Raw genomic sequence first — 16,348 nt, 5'->3', positions numbered from 1 at the left:
GCACGCCGGGGCCGGAACACCCTGCCCCGCACCAGGATTCGGCCGCACTGACACACCGCCCCGGCGCCGACGGACCCGAGACGCACCACACCTCGGATCTACTCGGGCCCGCCACGACGCCGGCCGGCACCGGGGCGGACCCGGCAGTCGCGCATGCGCTGACCGGCGCGGACCCGGCAACCATGGAGTCGGGGACACCCACGCTCCCGGGCGCGGCGATCACCTCGGGCACCGGCGTGCGAGCCACCACCGACCAGGCGGGCACCCGCACCACGCTCACCACGGCGAGCGATCACCCCGCCACCGCGCCCGCGCGGCGCGGAACGTGGTCGCGGACCACGCTCATCTTCACCGCCGCCGTCCTCGCGCTGATCGTGCTGGCGCTGATCTCGGCCGCGGTCGGGCAGGTGCCCACCACCCCCGCCGAGGTCGCGGGCAGCCTGTTCCATCGCATGGGACTGGACTGGGGACCCATGCCCGCGCACCCCGCCGGTGATCTCACCCTGTGGGAGGTGCGGTTCCCGCGCGTGGTCATGGCCATGCTCGTGGGCGCGGCCCTGGCCACCGCGGGCGCGCTACTGCAGGGGGTGTTCGCCAACCCCCTGGCAGAACCCGGCGTCATCGGCGTCTCGGCCGGCGCCGCCGTGGGCGCGGGCACCGTCATCGTCGTCGGCGGCGCGTTCGTCGCGTCCTGGTCCGTGGCCGCGGGCGCGTTCGTCGCCGGGCTGATCACCACGTTCCTGGTGTACGCGCTCTCACGCTCGAACGGGCGCACCGAAGTGGTCACCCTGGTCCTGACCGGCGTGGCCATCAACGCCTTCGCCGGCGGGCTCATCTCGTTCCTGCTGTTCACCGCCTCCCCCGCGGCGCGCGATCAGATCGTGTTCTGGCAACTGGGCAGCCTCAACGGCTCCACCTGGTCCTCGGTCGCGATCGTGGCGCCGCTGACCCTGATCGGCGTCGGGGCCGCCATCCTCATGGCCCCGCGCCTGGACCTGCTCGCCCTGGGCGAATCCGCGGCCGCGCACCTGGGCGTGGACGTGGAACGCCTGCGCCGCAACGTGATCGTCGTGGTCGCCATCCTGGCCACCGCCGGGGTCGCGTTCACCGGCATCATCCTGTTCATCGGCCTGATCGTCCCGCACCTGGTCCGCATGCTCGTCGGGCCCGCGCACCGCGTGCTCATCCCGCTCTCGGCGATCCTGGGCGCGGTCGTGCTCGTCGCGGCCGACATCGGCGCGCGCGCCCTGGTCCACAACGCCGACCTGCCCCTGGGCATGCTCACCTCCCTGGTCGGCGGCCCGTTCTTCTTCTGGCTGCTGCGACGCACCCGGGCCCGCGCGGGAGGCTGGGCATGACAACCACGAAAAACAAACTCGGCGGGCTCTTCGCCCGTCAGCACGAGCTGCCCGGCACCCCCGCACCCGGCACGGTCACCCTGTCCGCGCACGGGGTCGACCTCGAACGCGGCGGCGGCCGAAAAGTGCTGTCCGGAGTCGACTTCGAGGTCGTCGCCGGACAGATCGTGGCCCTGGTCGGCCCCAACGGCGCCGGCAAATCCACCCTGCTCGCCGCCCTGGCCGGTGAACTCGAACCCAGCAGCGGCACCGTCGAACTCGACGGCACACCCCTGACCCGCTGGGCCCCGATCGACATGGCCCGCCGCCGCGCGGTCCTGCCCCAGAACCACACCGTCGGATTCCCGTTCACCGCACGCGAAGTCGTGGCCATGGGCCGCGCGCCCTGGGCCCGCACCGAACGACAGCGCCACGACGAACAGCGCATCGCCGCCGCCCTGGCCGCCACCGACGTCGAACACCTGGCCGGGCGCACCTTCCCCGCCCTGTCCGGCGGCGAACGCGCCCGCGTGGCCCTGGCGCGCGTGCTGGCCCAGGACACCGCCACCCTGCTGCTGGACGAACCCACCGCCGCCCTGGACCTGGGACACCAGGAACAGGTCCTGCGCCTGGCCCGCGACCGCGCCACCGCCGGCGCCGCGGTCGTGGTCGTGCTGCACGACCTCGGGGTCGCCGCCGCCTACGCCGACCGCGTCGCGGTCCTGCAGGACGGGCGCGTCGCCGCCGACGGCCCACCGCGCACGGTCCTGACCGCCGACCTGCTCACCCGCGTCTACCAGCACCCCGTCGACGTGTTCGACCACCCGGTCACCGGCGCGCAACTGGTCCTGCCGGTGCGCGGGCGCCACGACGACCACTGACCACACAGGCAAATAGCTGGAGGTTCGCTCCCCGGTTCGGGTAGCGTGGCCTCGTTCTCATGCCCCCGCACCCATTCGTGTGTGCCGAACCCCCCGGACGAGGAGTGATGTTGATGACCGCGCGCGAGGCCGTCGCCTACCCGATCACCACATCACCCACGGCGACGGCCTGACCCGTTCCCGTCCCGCGCCGCGCGCTCCGCGCGGCCACACCACACACGAAAAGGACTGTGCCCCACCATGCGCACACCCACCTGGAACATCCGCACCGAAATGCTCGCCGACCGCGACGCCGTCCATGACATCGTCGCCGCCGCCTTCGACACCGGCGCCGAAGCCGAACTCGTCGACGCCCTGCGCGCCGACCCGGCCTGGATCCCCGCGCTGTCCCTGGTCGCGGTCGACGAATTCGACACCCCCATCGGCCATGTGCTGTTGACCCGCAACCACATCGGCGCCACCCCCGCGCTGTGCCTGGCGCCGGTCTCGGTCCTGCCCGACCACCAGAACCGCGGCATGGGCGACGCCCTGACCCGCGCCGGCCTGGCCGTGGCCGCGGCCAGGGGCGAGCAGTTCGTGACCGTGCTCGGGCATCCGAGCTACTACCCGCGCTTCGGCTTCACCCGCGCCTCGGATCACGGCATCGCCATGAACGTCGAAGTCCCCGACGACGCGCTCATGGCCCTGAGCCTGAACCCGGCCGCCACGCTGCCGGGCGGAAAAATCCGGTACGCCAAGGCATTCGGCGACATCTGACCCGCGCGAACCGCGCTACCGGACGACCGATCGGAGACCGGAACCCCGGAGCCGGTGCCGGGTGGATGTCAGATCCCACCCGGCACCGGCTCGCCGGTCACCTCGCGGCACAGCACCGGGCCCTCAGGGCACCTGCCCGACCTGCCCCCACACCACCCGCAACACCCCGTTGACCGCCCACACCGCGAACATCGCCACCCCCGCCCACGGCGTCCACGCCCACCCCAGCAACACCGCGCCACCGCCGAACCACACCAGCTCGAGCAGCGCCCGCCGCCACCCGGTCTGCGGATAGCGGGCATCGGCTGCGGCCCCGAAGAACGACCACACCACGATGAACACCGTCGGAACCGCCACCGCCGCGAAGATCCGCGCCGGCACCGGATCGGGCACCGTCGCGCCCCAGAACGCCGCCGACCCCAGCACCGTCAGCTCGAGGGCGAACATCACCAGCAGATTGGCGCCCCTGAGCGCGCTCACTTCCACACCAGCTTGAGCACCGCCGGGGTGAGCAGCATCCGAATCACCGTGGCGTCCAACACCAACGCCGCGATCATCCCGTACGCGATGTACTTCATCAGCACCAGATCCGAGAACCCGAACGCCCCCGTCACCACGATCAGGATCGCCGCCGCGGAGGTGATCACCCCACCGGTGTGCGCGATCCCGTACCGGATCGCCTCGGGCGCGGACGCCCCGTCCTTACGGGCCTCGGCCATGCGCGACTGCAGGAACACCTCGTAATCGGTGGACAGCCCGAACAACACCGTCACGATCAACACCAGCACCGCGAACATCAACGGCCCCGGGGTGAAATCGAACAGCCCCGCCCCGTGCCCCTCCACGAAGATCCACGTCAGAATCCCCAGCGTCGACCCCAGCGACAGCGCGCTCATCGCCACCGCCTTGAGCGCGAGCACCATCGACCCGAACGCCGCGTACATCAGCGCCAGCGCCGCCGCGATCAGAATCGCCGCCAGCAACGGCAACCCCTCGATCAACCCCAGGATGCTGTCCCGCTCGAGCGCGGGCACCCCCGCCACCATCGCCCGCACCCCCGCGGGCTCGTCGATCTCGCGCAGCGCCGCGATCACCGTGTCCGCGTCGCGTTTGTCCGCCAGACCGCTGCCCAGCACCGTGACCCCGTCCTTGGTCGGGGCCACCGGATCGAACGGCCCCGTCATCCACGGGCCCGCGACCTGATTGGCCTCGTACCGGATATCGGAGAGCTGCTGGGCGTTCGCGCCGGTGATCACCAATTTCAACGGCTCGGTGCGGAACTGGGGGAACGTGGCGTCGAAATCCTGCTGCGCCACCCGGGCGGGGTTGTCCGAGGCCAGATAGCGTTCGCTCAACCCGCCGAACTCGATGTTGCGGAACGGCAGGATCAACGCCAGCAGCATCAGCACGATCGGGGCGATCACCAGCCACGGCTTGCGCATCGCGAACACCGCCAGGCGCGAGAAGAACCCGGCATCGATCTGCGCGGCGGTGCGCAGACTCGAAAACCGTTTCCAGCCCAGGAAATCGATCCGCTCACCCACGATCGAGAGCACCGCCGGCAACGCGGTCACCGACAGCACCGCCGCCAGCAGCACCGAGGAGATACCGCCCAGCGGCACCGAGCGCAGCACCCCGTTCGGGTAGATGAACAACGCACCCAAACTCACCGCGATGATCGCCGCCGAGAACAACACCGTGCGCCCCGCGGTCGCGATCGTGCGCGCGGTCGCCTCCTCCACACTGCGCCCCGCCGCCAGCTCCTCCCGGAACCGGGTCACCGCGAACAACCCGTAGTCGATCGCCAAACCCAAACTCACCAACGTGACCACCGCCGAAGCGAACACGTTCACCTGCAGATGGTTCGTGAGCATCCGCATGATCCCGAGACTGCCCAGAATCGTCATCCCGCCGATCAGCACCGGCAGCAGCGCCGCGATCACCCCGCCGAACACGAAATACAGCAGCAGCGCCACGATCGGCAGCGCGATGATCTCCGCGCGCAGAATATCGTCCTGCATGCCGGTGTTGATGCCCTCGACCACCGGCTGCATCCCCGCCAGCTGCACCGTCGTACCGCCCGGGCCCGCGCCCGGTGAACCCGCGCCGAAATGATCCTTCACGCTCATGTAGTTCTCGACCGTGTCGGTGCCCCCGTCCCCGCGCAACCCGATACTGGCGAAGGCGTGCGTGCGCGCGGGATCGGCGAACTGGCCCATCAGCGGGCCGTCCCAATAGGAGTCGATCTTCAGGATCTGCTCGCCGTACTCGGTGCGCAGGCGCTCGAGCTCCGCGGCCACCGCCGAACGCACCGGCTCGTCGTCCACGGTGAGCCCGGCCGGGGCGGTGTAGAGCACGATCAGATCGCTGTCGGTGTCGCGCCCGAACGTGGAATCGGCGAGCTTGGACGCTTCCACCGACTCACTGCTCTCGTCGAACCAGCCTTCCTGGGTCAGATGATCACCCAGATCGCGCCCGTAGAACCCCGAGGCCAGCACCAGCAGTCCGAACACCGCGAACACCGCGAAACGATGGCGGTGGATGAAACGCCCCCACCGCAGGGAACCCGATTCGAGCATCAGCCGCAGGCGCTGGTGCGATAGTCGGCCGAGCGCAGAATGCCGCACAGATCGGTGCGCGAGATCTTCCAGCGCCCGTCCTTGTTCACGAAATGCACCACCGTGGTGCGCACATTGGAGCCCGTGCCGTCCTTGTCCAGGCTCAGCGTCGCGGTCAGGGTGCCGTCGTGATTGTCGAACACCGGATCCTTGACCCCGTACACCGCGCGCGGATTGTCCTGCAGCGCTTTGTACATGTCCGGAATCGCGTCCTTGAACGCGTCCCCGTCCTCGATCAGCGCGGTGCGCTCGCCATCGGGCAGATTCGGATCCAGCGCCGACTTGATCTGCGCGTCCAATTCGGCCGCGGTCGGAATCGGCGGGCGCGCGGCACTGGTGGCCGCCACCGCCGCGGACGACGAACTCAACGCCGCATAGGCCGAGGAGCGCGCCGCCTCCACCGAAGCGTCGTCACCGGAACCATCACCGCAACCGGCCGCGCCGAGCACGGCGAGAACAACGGCGGCGGTGACGATGGGGGTGCGTGGAAAGGCCATCAACATCCTCGGGCTCGAACTGCGGTTGCTTGCCGACAGTCTGTCATGCGCGCGCGGCGGCGATGATCTCTGCGTCACAGCGCCCCGCACGCGGGCGCGCCCTCACATCCCGTCCAGGACCGCGCCCAGCCGGCCCAGCAGCGCGCGCACGGTCACCCCCTGCGCGGGCGCGGGCACCGGCGCCGCCTGCGGGATCAGATCACGCACCAGCGCGATCACACTGCGCTCGTCATCGAGATCGACATCGGTGACCCGCGCGACCGCCAGCGCCACCACATCCTCGGCCGCGGGCACCTCGGCCTCGAGATCGGGCCGATAGATCTCCAGGGTCAGCGTCGAGCGCACGGTCCGGAACGCGAACGAACGCCCGTCACCGGTCACCCCGAACCCGTGCGCGTACACGCCCACGGTCACATCCTCCACGGCGAAACCCGGCACGCCCGGGGTGTGCTCGCTCACCAACAGAACTCCCTGACCCAGCCCATAATCACCCTCCACGGTAACCGTGCCCACCGACATCACCGCCGAAACCCCATGTCACGTCACAGGACCGGCCGGCATCGGATGCCCGGGTTCGGCCGGGTCCAAACGGGGGAATCCCGGTCATGCGGGAACGAACCCCGGCGTGCCCCGCATCACGGCGCGCCGATCACCGGCACCCCCGCCCACCGGCTCGGGTCGGGGATCATGGTCAGATTAACGAGCACGCATGATTTTGTCGGTCAGGTAAGGAGTTCGCTGCATGCGCCGTCGCGGCTGGATCCGGTCGGCCCTCGCGGGCGCGGCCGTGCTGAGTCTGCTGGCCGGATGCTCCTCCGGTGAGGACACCGCCGACAAACCCACCATCGAACCGCCCACCCCGGCCGCGGCCCCCGCCGTCGCGGGCGCCCCCGCGGGCGCCGTCATCGCCAGCGCGCCCATCACCGCCCTGCTCAGCGAACCGAAGACCGGAGTACTGGCCGAGGTGCTCGAGCCGGGAAACGTACTGCGCCTGCGTGATCCGGGCAGCGACCGCACCCGCACCCTGACCCTGCCCGGCAACGCCGCCGACCTCGCCCCCGGCGTGCCCGGGGAGATCCTGGTCGCGGTCCCGGACGCGGTACTGCGCGTGGAAGCCGCGACCGGGCTCAGCGCCCTGGTGCGCGTGGACGGGGACGTGCGCGCGGTCGCCCGCCGCGCCGACGGCGACCTGATCGCCGGGCTCGGCTCGGGCAAGGTCCTGATCCTGGGCGCGGACGGGGCTGTGCGGCAAACCATTTCGGGCCTGATCTCGGCCGACGAGGTCGACGCCACCGGCGAGGACATCGTGGTGCTGGACCGGCGCCAGACCATCATCAGCGAACTCAACCTCGACAAGGACCGGCCCGGGTTGTCCCTGCGCGCGGGCGAAGGGGCCACCCGCATGATCGGGGACCACTTCGGTCGCCGCATCGTCACCGACACCATCGGCCACGAGCTGCTGGTCTACACCGCCGATCCGTTGGTCCTGCACCAGCGTTTCCCGGTAGGCTCTTCGCCCTACGCACTCGCCTACGATCAGCGGTCCGAGACCGTGTGGGTGACGCTGACAGGCCAGAACGAAGTCGTCGGCTACGACCTGTCGACGGGTATACCGGTGGAGGTGGGGCGCTACCCGACGGTGCGCCAGCCCAACTCGGTGACCATCGACGACCGCACCGGTGACATGTTCGTGGGATCCGCGACCGGCGACGGTCTGCAGCGGATCGGCGCGGACCAGCGGAAGAGAGGGCAGTGATGGCTCGGGCCTCACGATCAGCGCGATCAGCGCGCGACCTACCGGCGGGCTGGGAAGAGACCAGCGACGAGTACGAATACGTGCCGTTACGCCTGCCCCCGGAGATGAACCGGGTCACCGCCTCCATGCGCCTGAGCATCCAGGCCGAATTCGGCGGCTGGGAGTTATCGCGCGTGCGCGCCTACACCGACGGCAGCCGCCGCGTCCTGCTGCGCAGGCGAAAAAGTTCTCTATCCCCGACACCCGAGGCGGTGATGTAACCCGCATGTCCGAGCGCCTGTACGCCCTGCTGCTGAAGGTGATGTTCGTGCTCCCTCCCGAGCGCATCCATCACTTGGCCTTCGGTGCCATGAAACTGGCCACCCGATTCGCGCCCGGCCGCTGGGTGACCTCGAAACTGCTTGTCGCGCAAGAGCCCACCCTGGCCACCACCGTGTTCGGGGTCGATTTCCCCGCACCCCTGGGGCTCGCGGCCGGATTCGACAAGGACGCCGAGGGCGCCGACGCCTGGGGCCCACTGGGTTTCGGCTACGCCGAGATCGGCACCGTCACCGCCCAGGCCCAGCCCGGCAATCCCGCGCCGCGCCTGTTCCGGCTGCCCGCGGATCGCGCGCTCATCAACCGCATGGGCTTCAACAACCACGGCGCCGAAGCCGCCGCCGCGCACCTGGCCGGGCGCCGGCCCGGCGGGGTGCCGATCGGGGCGAACATCGGCAAGACCAAGGTCGTCGAACCCCAGGACGCGGCCGGCGACTACGCGATCAGCGCGAAGCTGCTGGGCCCGCTGGCCGATTTCGTGGTCGTGAACGTCAGCTCCCCCAACACCCCGGGCCTGCGCGATCTGCAGGCGGTCGCCTCCCTGCGCCCGCTGCTGCGCGCGGTGCTGGACAGTGTCTCGGTGCCGGTGCTGGTCAAGATCGCCCCGGATCTGAGCGACGAGGACATCGACGCGGTCGCCGATCTGGCCGTGGAACTCGGACTGGCCGGCATCGTGGCCACCAACACCACCATTCGCCGCGACGGGCTCGACACCGATCCCGAGGCGGTCGCCGCGCTCGGGGCGGGCGGACTGTCCGGGGCGCCGGTGGCCGAGCGCTCGCTCGAGGTGCTGCGCCGGTTGTACGCGCGGGTCGGGGACCGGCTGGTGCTGATCTCGGTCGGTGGGATCGAAACCGCCGATCAGGCGTTCGAGCGCATCCTGGCCGGGGCCTCGCTGCTGCAGGGGTACACCGGATTCATCTACGGCGGGCCGTTCTGGGCGCGTCGCATCCATCGCGGACTGGCCGCCAAGCTGCGCGCGCACGGGTACGCGAATCTGTCCGAGGCCGTCGGCGCGGGGCACACCGCCCGCGCCTGACCCGGTCCGTCTCGGGGCGTCAGGCCCACAGATGCTGCGAGCGCGCCCCGGTGGCCGCGGGCGTGCGCGGGGCCGGGGTGCTGTACCAGCCGGCCATGACCGCCTCGACGGTCTCGGTGTCCTGCGGGCGCGCGGGGGTGGCACGACGCTGGGCGCGCTCGGCCATGCGCTGGGCGAGCATGATGACCGCGTGCTCGACCAGAATGCCCAGGGCCGCGGCGCGATCGGCGGCCGCGCAGTGCGCGCTGTCGTCGAAGACCACCTCCGGGTCGGACAGGATTTCGTCCAATTCCATTCCGGCCCGGGCCTGTTCGCGGGTCAGGGTCGCCTCCGGTAGCCAGCTCAGGCACCAGAGTTGTTCGCCTTTGCCGCGAATGGCGAATTCGGGGGTGATGTCACTTGTCATCGCCCGGTGGGTGATAGCGATTGTCACAGCGTGGTCCTCCCTGGGCCGTGTGTGCGAGTACGGCGGTGTGGTTGTCGGGTCGCGTCGTCTCTGCTGTCTCACGTATCGAGTGCCGGGCGGTCGGTATTTCATCCAATGGTCCACTCCCGCCCGAATTGCCGGAATACCCCGCGGGCATTCCCGTAGTTTTTCCACTGCCTCTTGTCCGAGTTCCTCCCGGATGCCACGCCGCCCGGCACGCAAACGCCACCCCCGGGCGCCCTCGGCGATGAGGGCGCCGGCGGTACGCCTGCCCACCGGAAAAGGAATGGGGTCACTGTCTGCCCCGCTCCATCATCCGCCGATGCGGTACCGCCATGACATGTTTCACCGTGGTTCCCCGCGTGCGCCCGCGCCCACCCCGTACACGCGCTGGTTGCACCAGAACCTCCCGAACCGTCTGGCGGAGGCGATAATTCGCCGACACCAGTATGGCATTTGCCGCTCGTGTCCGGCATTTGCCACTACCATAAGGGAATTGACGATTCCTTTGTGGGATAAACCTGACCGCCGGTATCGTAGAGCGACACCACCGCCACCCGAAACACGCACGCGGGAACAGCTTCTCGGCGGATCCGCAGCACCATTGTCTGTTGCGCACCAAATCTGAAGATCGACGCTGGAATTAGTCGTGAAATACCGGCAATTGCTTCGGGCGCAGTGGAATTGACGCCGTCGTCCTATCGATCACACCCGCTCGAACAGTATCGTGGGGAGCGAATGACGAGAAACCACCCTTCCCGCCGAGCCGACCCGGTGCCGACCGCTCAGGACCCCGGTATGGTCGCCGTGCGCGGGGTACTCACCCGGCTGCGCAAACGTTCGGGCCTGAGCCCGGACAGGTTGCACAGCACCGAGATCGACACCACCCCCCTGCTGCAACTGGCCGTGGTCCGCCGCTACGCGCATCTGCGCGCGCTGACCCCGCAGGCCGCGGTCCCCCTCGTCGTCGGGCAGCTCGCCCGCCGCCTCCCGCCGACCCAGCGCCTGATCGTGGACGCCGAACTGAGCCTGGGCCTGCTGCGCGACACCCCACCGGCGGGCCTGGACCTGGACCGGCTCTACGGACCCGATCTCGGCGAGCGCCGCGCCTACCTGGCCACGCACTGGCGGACCCTGCACGACGCCCTGGGCGCGGACCAGGTCCCGGCCGCCCCGAAAGTGCGCACCCTGCGCGACACCCCCGAAACCCAGGCCTTCACCGCCCTGGCCCGCCTGCTCACCACCGGCTCCGAACTGGACCTGACCCACCCCGGCGACCCCGGCGACCCCGGACGCTGCCCCACCGTGACCGTGGTCGGCGACGCGGTCGTCGACCAGATCAGCGTGGTGGAGACCTTCCCCGAGCCCGGCACCTCGCACTGGGGCGATTTCGTACGCCACCCCGGCGGCAAGGGCCTCAATCGCGCGGTCGCCCTGGCTCGCCTGGGCATCGACGCCCGCCTGGTCGCCACCATCGGCGACGACGGAGACGGCCACTGGATCGTGGACTACCTGCGCGCGCAGCGCGTGGACACCAGCCTGGTCACCGTCACCGACACCGCCCGCACCCCCGTCACCACCGTCATCCTCACCCTCGCGGGCGAATCCGCCGCCATCGCCTTCAAACAGGACCGCCTGCGCCTGACCGAGCGCGACATCGACAGCGCCGTGGTGCGCGCGGCCCTGGCGGCCTCGGACGCGGTACTGGTCACCTTCGAGCAGCCCATCGACATCGTCGCGCGCGTTCTGGCCATGGTGCACGCCATGGCCCCGCGCCCCTGGCTCATCGTCAGCGCCTCACCGCCCACGGTGCTGCCCCGGCACCTCTACCCGCACCTGGCCGCGGTCGACTACCTCGTCGGCACCGCCAAGGAACTCACCGCCACCTGGCCCGGCAGCACCGCCGAGGAATCGACCAACCGGCTGCTGCAATGGGGAGTGCACGCGGTCTGCCTCATCGACAGCCACGGATGCACCATCCGCTCACGCACCGCGCACACCCGGGTCCGGCACGTCAACGACACCGCCGACTTCGCCGCCGGAGCCTCCAGCGCCTTCTCCTCCGCCCTGGCCTACCGCCTCACCACCACCCGCCGCCCCGCCCAGGACGCCGACTTCGAATGGGTCACCGCCGCCATCGCCGCGCGCACCCCCGCCTCGAACATCCCCGAATCCATGCCCTCGATCCAGGGCATCGACGCCCGTGCCCCGCTGACCACCGCAAATCGCGACCACACTCCGATAGCCAAGTGAGACAACCGCGCTCGACCCGGGGCCGGGGCGCGATCGTGCGCCCGTGACCCGCGCCGAACGGCCGGACGCGGAGTCGGCCGGGGGGTGATCCCCCGCGCCCCGCGACGCGCCGCCATCGGCGAAACGCCCGCCGCGCGCGAAGAACGCGGGATTTTGGCCGTAGCATCTCGCGCGGGCCGATCCAAGGTGCGGTCAGCCGCATTCCGCTGACACGTACCGGAGGGTCACTGGTGACGCCGATCGCCGCGCTCGACGATGCCCGCGACCGGACGGCCGCGCGCACCACACCGGCCCCGCGCACCGACACCGCCATCCCCGCGGACCCGGCCCGGGCCGGCGGCACGCCGCCCACACTCGAGCCCGACGCCCCGGCGTCGCCGCCGACCGCCCCCGGCGCCGAGCCGCCGCCGGGATCGCCCGGCGCCACGACCGCACAACCCACACCGCGAACACCGTGCCCCGGCGAGCCGGAACACCCCGCGCGCGTGGGCAACCCGGTCACGCGGCGATGGGCGCGCCTGCGGGGCGCACCGGCCCGCACCGGCACCCGCGCCGCCGATCACCCGGCGGCTGTCCTGCCGCCGGTCCCCGGCCTCGCGGCCACCCGGCACCGGATGACCCGGTACGGGCGCACGATCTCCACCCGGGTCCTACCGGTCGGGGACGGCGACCTCGACGGGCACGCACTGCTGTTCGGCGCTCTCACCGACGGGTGCCTGGTACGGGTGCACTCGCGCTGTCTCTACGGGGACGCCCTGCGATCGGACGACTGCGACTGCGGACCCGAACTGGACCTGGCCATGGACATGATCCAGGCCGAAGGCGCGGGCGTGCTCATCTACCTCGAACAGGAAGGACGCGGGGCCGGACTGGTCGCCAAGGCGCGCGGTTACGGTGTCAGCCAGCAGGACGGGCTCGACACCTTCGCCAGTTACGCGCGGCTGGGATTGGCCCCCGACGCCCGCTCCTACGATCATGCCGCCGAGACACTGAACCGCCTGGGCCTGCGCTCGATTCGTTTGCTCACCAACAACCCGGACAAAGTTCGTGCCCTGCGCGCGAGCGGGCTCGCGGTCGAGCACCTGCCCCTGCGCATTCGCCCCGCCAACCGCGCCACGGCACGCTATCTGGCCGCCAAACGGGCCGCCCGCGGGCACCGGCTGCCCCGTTTCTGGCTGTGGGAGCGGATAGCCCAGGGCGCGCTGATGCTCTGCTACGTCGGCCTCGTGGGCGGAGTGTGCGCGGTGCTGATCTGGAAAGTCGTGCCCGCCACCGTGTTCACCGAGGTACTCGGGCCCGGGCACACCCTGCCGGTGCTGCTCGGGCTGATCGCGGGACGCTGCGGCTGGTCGCGAACTCGCTTGTTGCGGGCGCGAATTCAGCTCTCCCGCGGACGCTGGGCCCGCGGGCGAATGCATCCGGATCGATAGCCGAGGCACGGTCGGCCCCGGCGCGGATCGGTCATAATGGCCAGAACCACGCAGCAGCTGGAAGGCCCGTGAACGAGCGTCACTCGACCGCGCATGCACTGTCCCGCAAGGGCGGTGAGCTCCGGGTGCGACGGGTACTGGAGTTGCGGGCCGGGCGCGGGCAGCCGATCGTGGGGCACCTCATCGAATTCGGGGCGCACGACGCGATCAACGACTGCCTGGTGCGGATCCACTCGCGCTGTCTGTACGGGGACGCCCTGCGATCGGACGACTGCGACTGCGGACCCGAACTCGATCTGGCCATGGACATGATCCAGGCCGAAGGCGCCGGCGTACTGATCTACCTCGAACAGGAAGGACGCGGGTCGGGCCTGATCGTCAAGGCGATGGGTCTGCGCCTGGGCGCCCAGATCGGGGTGGACACCTTCACCAGCTACCAGATGCTCGGGCATCCGATCGACTCGCGGTCCTACGAGCACGCCGCCGAGGCGCTCTCGGGCCTGGGGCTGCGGTCGGTGCGCCTGCTGACCAACAATCCGGCCAAGGCCCGGGCCCTGCGCGAGGCGGGCCTTCGGGTGTGCGAGGTTCCGCTGTGGACCGCCCCGCGCAGTGAGCGTGCCCGCCGGTACATGGAATCCAAGCATCGCCTCGGCGGGCATCGGCCCCCCGCTCCCGGGGCGCGCTGGGCGGTGCGGGCGGCCCGCGGCGCCTGGGGGCGTGTCCGATATGCCCGATTTTCTGGATGAGTGCTGTAGCGCGAGACACAGCTGCGATTTTCTGGCTACGATGAGTGAGCCGCGCCACACACAGGGCGTCGCGCCATCGCGTGAAGTGTTTGCCGTTCGTTCAAACGTCGGAGTTCGCGCAGGTCGGATGGGGTGCGCGTGTGGCGGGTGAAGCGAGAGGCAATCGGAAAAGGGCTATGACGACAGACATCGGTTATCCGCACAAATCGGGCAAAACGGTCTTCACGATTCCGGAGGCGTTCCAGGAGACGCTCACCCTGCGCCCCGAACAGGTGGCACTGCGGACGGTGGGCGGCACCACGGAGATCACGTGGGCGCAGTACGGGGAACACGTACGCAGCATCGCGGCCGGACTTGCCGGCTTGGGCGTATCGCACGGTGACACCGTCGGCATCATGCTCACCAACCGGCCCGAGTTCAACCTGGTCGACACCGCCGCCCTGCACCTGGGCGCGACGCCGTTCTCGATCTACAACACCTCCTCGGCCGAGCAGATCGCGCACCTGTTCACCAACGCCGGGAACAAGGTCGTCATCACCGAACCCGCCTTCCTGGACGCGGTCCGCGGCGCGGGCGTCGAGCTCGAGCACATCGTGCTGGTCGAAGGTAGTGCCGCGGGCACCGTCACCCTGGCCGAGGTCGAAGCCGCCCCCGCCGCCGACTTCGACTTCGACGCCGCGTGGAAGGCCGTCAAGGCCGAGGACATCGCCACCCTGATCTACACCTCCGGCACCACCGGACCCTCCAAGGGCGTGGAGCTGACCCACCGCAACGTGGTCGCTCAGATCTCGGGCCTGGTCACCGGCCCGCTCACGGTCGGCCTCGACGACCGCTCGGTGTCCTACCTGCCCGCGGCCCATGTGGCAGACCGCATTTCGGGCCACTGCGCCAACCTGTTCACCGGCGTGCAGATGACCACCGTGCCCGATCCGCGCGAGATCGCCGCCGCCCTGCCCGACGCCCGCCCCACCGCCTTCTTCGGCGTGCCGCGCGTCTGGCAGAAGATCAAGGCCGGCATCGACGCCAAGCTCGCCACCGAACCCAGCCCGGTCAAGAAGTCCCTGGCGAACTGGGCCATCGGCGTCGGCGTGCAAGCCGCGCGCGCGGACCTGGCCGGCACCGGGCGCGGCCCGCTGCTCAACGTGCAGCACAAGCTCGCCGACGCCCTGGTCCTGGGCAAGCTGCGCCACGCGCTGGGCTTCGACGAGCTCAAGGTCGCGGCCTCGGGCGCGGCGGCCATCCCGCCCGAAACCCTGGAATACATGCTCGGACTCGGCTTCACCGTCACCGAGGTGTGGGGCATGTCCGAAACCTCGGGCGTGGGCACCTACACCCCGCTGAACAAGCCCAAGCCCGGCACCGTCGGCATCCCCATGGAAGGCGTGGAAGTGCGCCTGGGCGAGGACGGCGAACTGCTGCTCAAGGGCGAGATCGTCACCCACGGCTACCGCAAGATGCCCGACAAGACCGCCGAGGCCATCGATTCCGACGGCTGGCTGCACACCGGCGACGTGGCCACCATCGACGGTGACGGCTACATCTCCATCGTGGACCGCAAGAAGGAACTGATCATCAGCGAGGCGGGAAAGAACCTGTCTCCCACCAACATCGAGAACAGCGTCAAGGCGCAGTCCTCGCTGATCGGGCAGATCGTGGCCATCGGCGACGCCAAGCCCTACATCGCCGCGCTGATCGTGCTCGACCCCGACACCGCGGTCGTGCGCGCCAAGGCCCTGGGCACCCCCGACGCCGACCTCAAGGCCCTCTCGGTGCACCCGGAGATCATCGAGGAGATCAAGGCCGCGGTCACCGCCGCCAACGCCAAACTCTCGCGCGTGGAGCAGATCAAGCGCTTCGTCGTGCTGGACGCGGGCTGGGACCCCGGCGGTGACGAGCTCACCCCCACCCTCAAGCTCAAGCGCAACCCCATCACCACCAAGTACGCGGCCGAGATCGCCGCGCTCTACACCACCCCCGCCCCGGAGAACGTGATCAACCTGTCCTGATCCCCGGGACCCTGATCGTCGGGTAAACCGCTGTGGCCCTGGAGCGTCGACTCCAGGGCCACAGCCATCCCCGGGGGCCGACCACCGCGGGCGGATGCGCCCGCATCGAGCGCGAATCTCGGAAAGCGCCGTGGGGCCCGGGCGCGCGCCCCCGGGGGCCGGCCGGGGCCCGACCAAAACAACGCGCGCGGGGGGGGGGGGGAGCGGGGGGGGGGGGTGCACGGGGGGCCGCGCGCGGTGGCGTCGGCGGAGACGGCGGAGCGGGTGGTGGCGCTGCTGCGGGA

15 protein-coding genes are annotated in these 16,348 nt (G+C 70.5%); 10 read left to right on the top strand and 5 right to left on the bottom strand.

The genetic code is table 11. The annotated features are described in order from the left end of the window. Window positions 1-218 precede the first annotated feature (218 nt). The 3 genes from ACFVBH_RS18950 (at window position 219) to ACFVBH_RS18940 (ending at window position 2,974) form a co-directional block, all read left to right on the top strand. Window positions 219-1,358, top strand: a complete 1,140-nt coding sequence (locus tag ACFVBH_RS18950) for a FecCD family ABC transporter permease (protein ID WP_379004532.1) — start codon at window positions 219-221, stop codon at window positions 1,356-1,358. Next, the gene (locus ACFVBH_RS18945) at window positions 1,355-2,218 is read left to right on the top strand and encodes a heme ABC transporter ATP-binding protein (RefSeq protein ID WP_379002947.1); all 864 of its coding nucleotides are present in this window, start codon (window positions 1,355-1,357) and stop codon (window positions 2,216-2,218) included. Before ACFVBH_RS18950 ends, ACFVBH_RS18945 begins: the two co-directional genes overlap by 4 nt. A 240-nt stretch (window positions 2,219-2,458) precedes the next feature. Then, window positions 2,459-2,974, top strand: coding sequence for a GNAT family N-acetyltransferase (locus tag ACFVBH_RS18940; protein ID WP_379002945.1), 516 nt, complete (start codon window positions 2,459-2,461; stop codon window positions 2,972-2,974). Window positions 2,975-3,097: 123 nt separating this feature from the next. On the opposite strand, the gene ACFVBH_RS18935 is transcribed toward ACFVBH_RS18940, so the two are convergent. The 4 genes from ACFVBH_RS18935 to ACFVBH_RS18920 form a co-directional block, all read right to left on the bottom strand. After that, window positions 3,098-3,454 carry a YrdB family protein gene (locus ACFVBH_RS18935; protein ID WP_379002943.1) on the bottom strand — a complete coding sequence of 119 codons (357 nt, stop codon included), beginning with the start codon at window positions 3,452-3,454 and terminating at the stop codon, window positions 3,098-3,100. Beyond that, window positions 3,451-5,553, bottom strand: a complete 2,103-nt coding sequence (locus ACFVBH_RS18930; protein WP_379002940.1) for an MMPL family transporter — start codon at window positions 5,551-5,553, stop codon at window positions 3,451-3,453. Before ACFVBH_RS18930 ends, ACFVBH_RS18935 begins: the two co-directional genes overlap by 4 nt. After that, window positions 5,553-6,089: a hypothetical protein gene (locus tag ACFVBH_RS18925; protein ID WP_354990066.1), complete on the bottom strand. Its 537-nt coding sequence runs from the start codon at window positions 6,087-6,089 to the stop codon at window positions 5,553-5,555. Before ACFVBH_RS18925 ends, ACFVBH_RS18930 begins: the two co-directional genes overlap by 1 nt. 102 nt (window positions 6,090-6,191) lie before the next feature. After that, entirely contained in the window at window positions 6,192-6,551 is a 360-nt protein-coding gene (locus ACFVBH_RS18920) for a hypothetical protein (protein WP_354990067.1), read from the bottom strand. 280 nt (window positions 6,552-6,831) lie between these two features. On the opposite strand from ACFVBH_RS18920, the gene ACFVBH_RS18915 reads away from it, so the two are divergent. From ACFVBH_RS18915 to ACFVBH_RS18905, 3 genes are read left to right on the top strand one after another with little or no spacing between them, the layout of a single operon-like run. Next, window positions 6,832-7,845 carry a hypothetical protein gene (locus ACFVBH_RS18915; protein WP_354990068.1) on the top strand — a complete coding sequence of 338 codons (1,014 nt, stop codon included), beginning with the start codon at window positions 6,832-6,834 and terminating at the stop codon, window positions 7,843-7,845. Then, window positions 7,845-8,105 carry a DUF5703 family protein gene (locus ACFVBH_RS18910; protein ID WP_354990069.1) on the top strand — a complete coding sequence of 87 codons (261 nt, stop codon included), beginning with the start codon at window positions 7,845-7,847 and terminating at the stop codon, window positions 8,103-8,105. Before ACFVBH_RS18915 ends, ACFVBH_RS18910 begins: the two co-directional genes overlap by 1 nt. Window positions 8,106-8,122: 17 nt before the next feature. Continuing rightward, complete coding sequence (locus ACFVBH_RS18905; RefSeq protein ID WP_379004529.1) at window positions 8,123-9,202, top strand: quinone-dependent dihydroorotate dehydrogenase; 1,080 nt, start codon at window positions 8,123-8,125, stop codon at window positions 9,200-9,202. Window positions 9,203-9,221: 19 nt separating this feature from the next. On the opposite strand, the gene ACFVBH_RS18900 is transcribed toward ACFVBH_RS18905, so the two are convergent. Further along, a complete protein-coding gene (locus tag ACFVBH_RS18900) occupies window positions 9,222-9,608 on the bottom strand; it encodes a hypothetical protein (protein WP_379002937.1) in 387 nt (128 codons plus the stop codon). Between the two features lie 819 nt (window positions 9,609-10,427). On the opposite strand from ACFVBH_RS18900, the gene ACFVBH_RS18895 reads away from it, so the two are divergent. The 4 genes from ACFVBH_RS18895 to ACFVBH_RS18880 all read left to right on the top strand — a co-directional run bounded on the left by ACFVBH_RS18895 (window position 10,428) and on the right by ACFVBH_RS18880 (window position 16,064). After that, window positions 10,428-11,882: a carbohydrate kinase family protein gene (locus ACFVBH_RS18895; RefSeq protein WP_379002935.1), complete on the top strand. Its 1,455-nt coding sequence runs from the start codon at window positions 10,428-10,430 to the stop codon at window positions 11,880-11,882. Between the two features lie 230 nt (window positions 11,883-12,112). Beyond that, window positions 12,113-13,312 carry a GTP cyclohydrolase II RibA gene (gene ribA, locus ACFVBH_RS18890; RefSeq protein WP_379002933.1) on the top strand — a complete coding sequence of 400 codons (1,200 nt, stop codon included), beginning with the start codon at window positions 12,113-12,115 and terminating at the stop codon, window positions 13,310-13,312. A 68-nt stretch (window positions 13,313-13,380) separates the two neighbouring features. Next, window positions 13,381-14,058: a GTP cyclohydrolase gene (locus ACFVBH_RS18885; protein ID WP_354990073.1), complete on the top strand. Its 678-nt coding sequence runs from the start codon at window positions 13,381-13,383 to the stop codon at window positions 14,056-14,058. 176 nt (window positions 14,059-14,234) lie between these two features. Beyond that, window positions 14,235-16,064: an AMP-dependent synthetase/ligase gene (locus ACFVBH_RS18880; RefSeq protein ID WP_379002931.1), complete on the top strand. Its 1,830-nt coding sequence runs from the start codon at window positions 14,235-14,237 to the stop codon at window positions 16,062-16,064. Window positions 16,065-16,348: the final 284 nt, after the last annotated feature.

The organism is Nocardia sp. NPDC057668 (assembly GCF_042799795.1).
In the GTDB taxonomy this organism is placed as follows: Bacteria; Actinomycetota; Actinomycetes; order Mycobacteriales; family Mycobacteriaceae; genus Nocardia.
Note: the sequence above shows the minus strand (reverse complement) of the source record. Positions and strands in the feature narration are given on the sequence as shown.

Bases quoted from the DNA above. Each gene is read 5' to 3' on its own strand.
- ACFVBH_RS18910 (WP_354990069.1), top strand. From the start codon at position 7,845: ATGGCTCGGGCCTCACGATCAGCGCGATCAGCGCGCGACCTACCGGCG.
- ACFVBH_RS18925 (WP_354990066.1), bottom strand. From the start codon at position 6,089: ATGGCCTTTCCACGCACCCCCATCGTCACCGCCGCCGTTGTTCTCGCC.
- ACFVBH_RS18945 (WP_379002947.1), top strand. From the start codon at position 1,355: ATGACAACCACGAAAAACAAACTCGGCGGGCTCTTCGCCCGTCAGCAC.
- ACFVBH_RS18940 (WP_379002945.1), top strand. From the start codon at position 2,459: ATGCGCACACCCACCTGGAACATCCGCACCGAAATGCTCGCCGACCGC.
- ACFVBH_RS18930 (WP_379002940.1), bottom strand. From the start codon at position 5,553: ATGCTCGAATCGGGTTCCCTGCGGTGGGGGCGTTTCATCCACCGCCAT.
- ACFVBH_RS18915 (WP_354990068.1), top strand. From the start codon at position 6,832: ATGCGCCGTCGCGGCTGGATCCGGTCGGCCCTCGCGGGCGCGGCCGTG.
- ACFVBH_RS18880 (WP_379002931.1), top strand. From the start codon at position 14,235: ATGACGACAGACATCGGTTATCCGCACAAATCGGGCAAAACGGTCTTC.
- ACFVBH_RS18900 (WP_379002937.1), bottom strand. From the start codon at position 9,608: ATGACAAGTGACATCACCCCCGAATTCGCCATTCGCGGCAAAGGCGAA.
- ACFVBH_RS18895 (WP_379002935.1), top strand. From the start codon at position 10,428: ATGGTCGCCGTGCGCGGGGTACTCACCCGGCTGCGCAAACGTTCGGGC.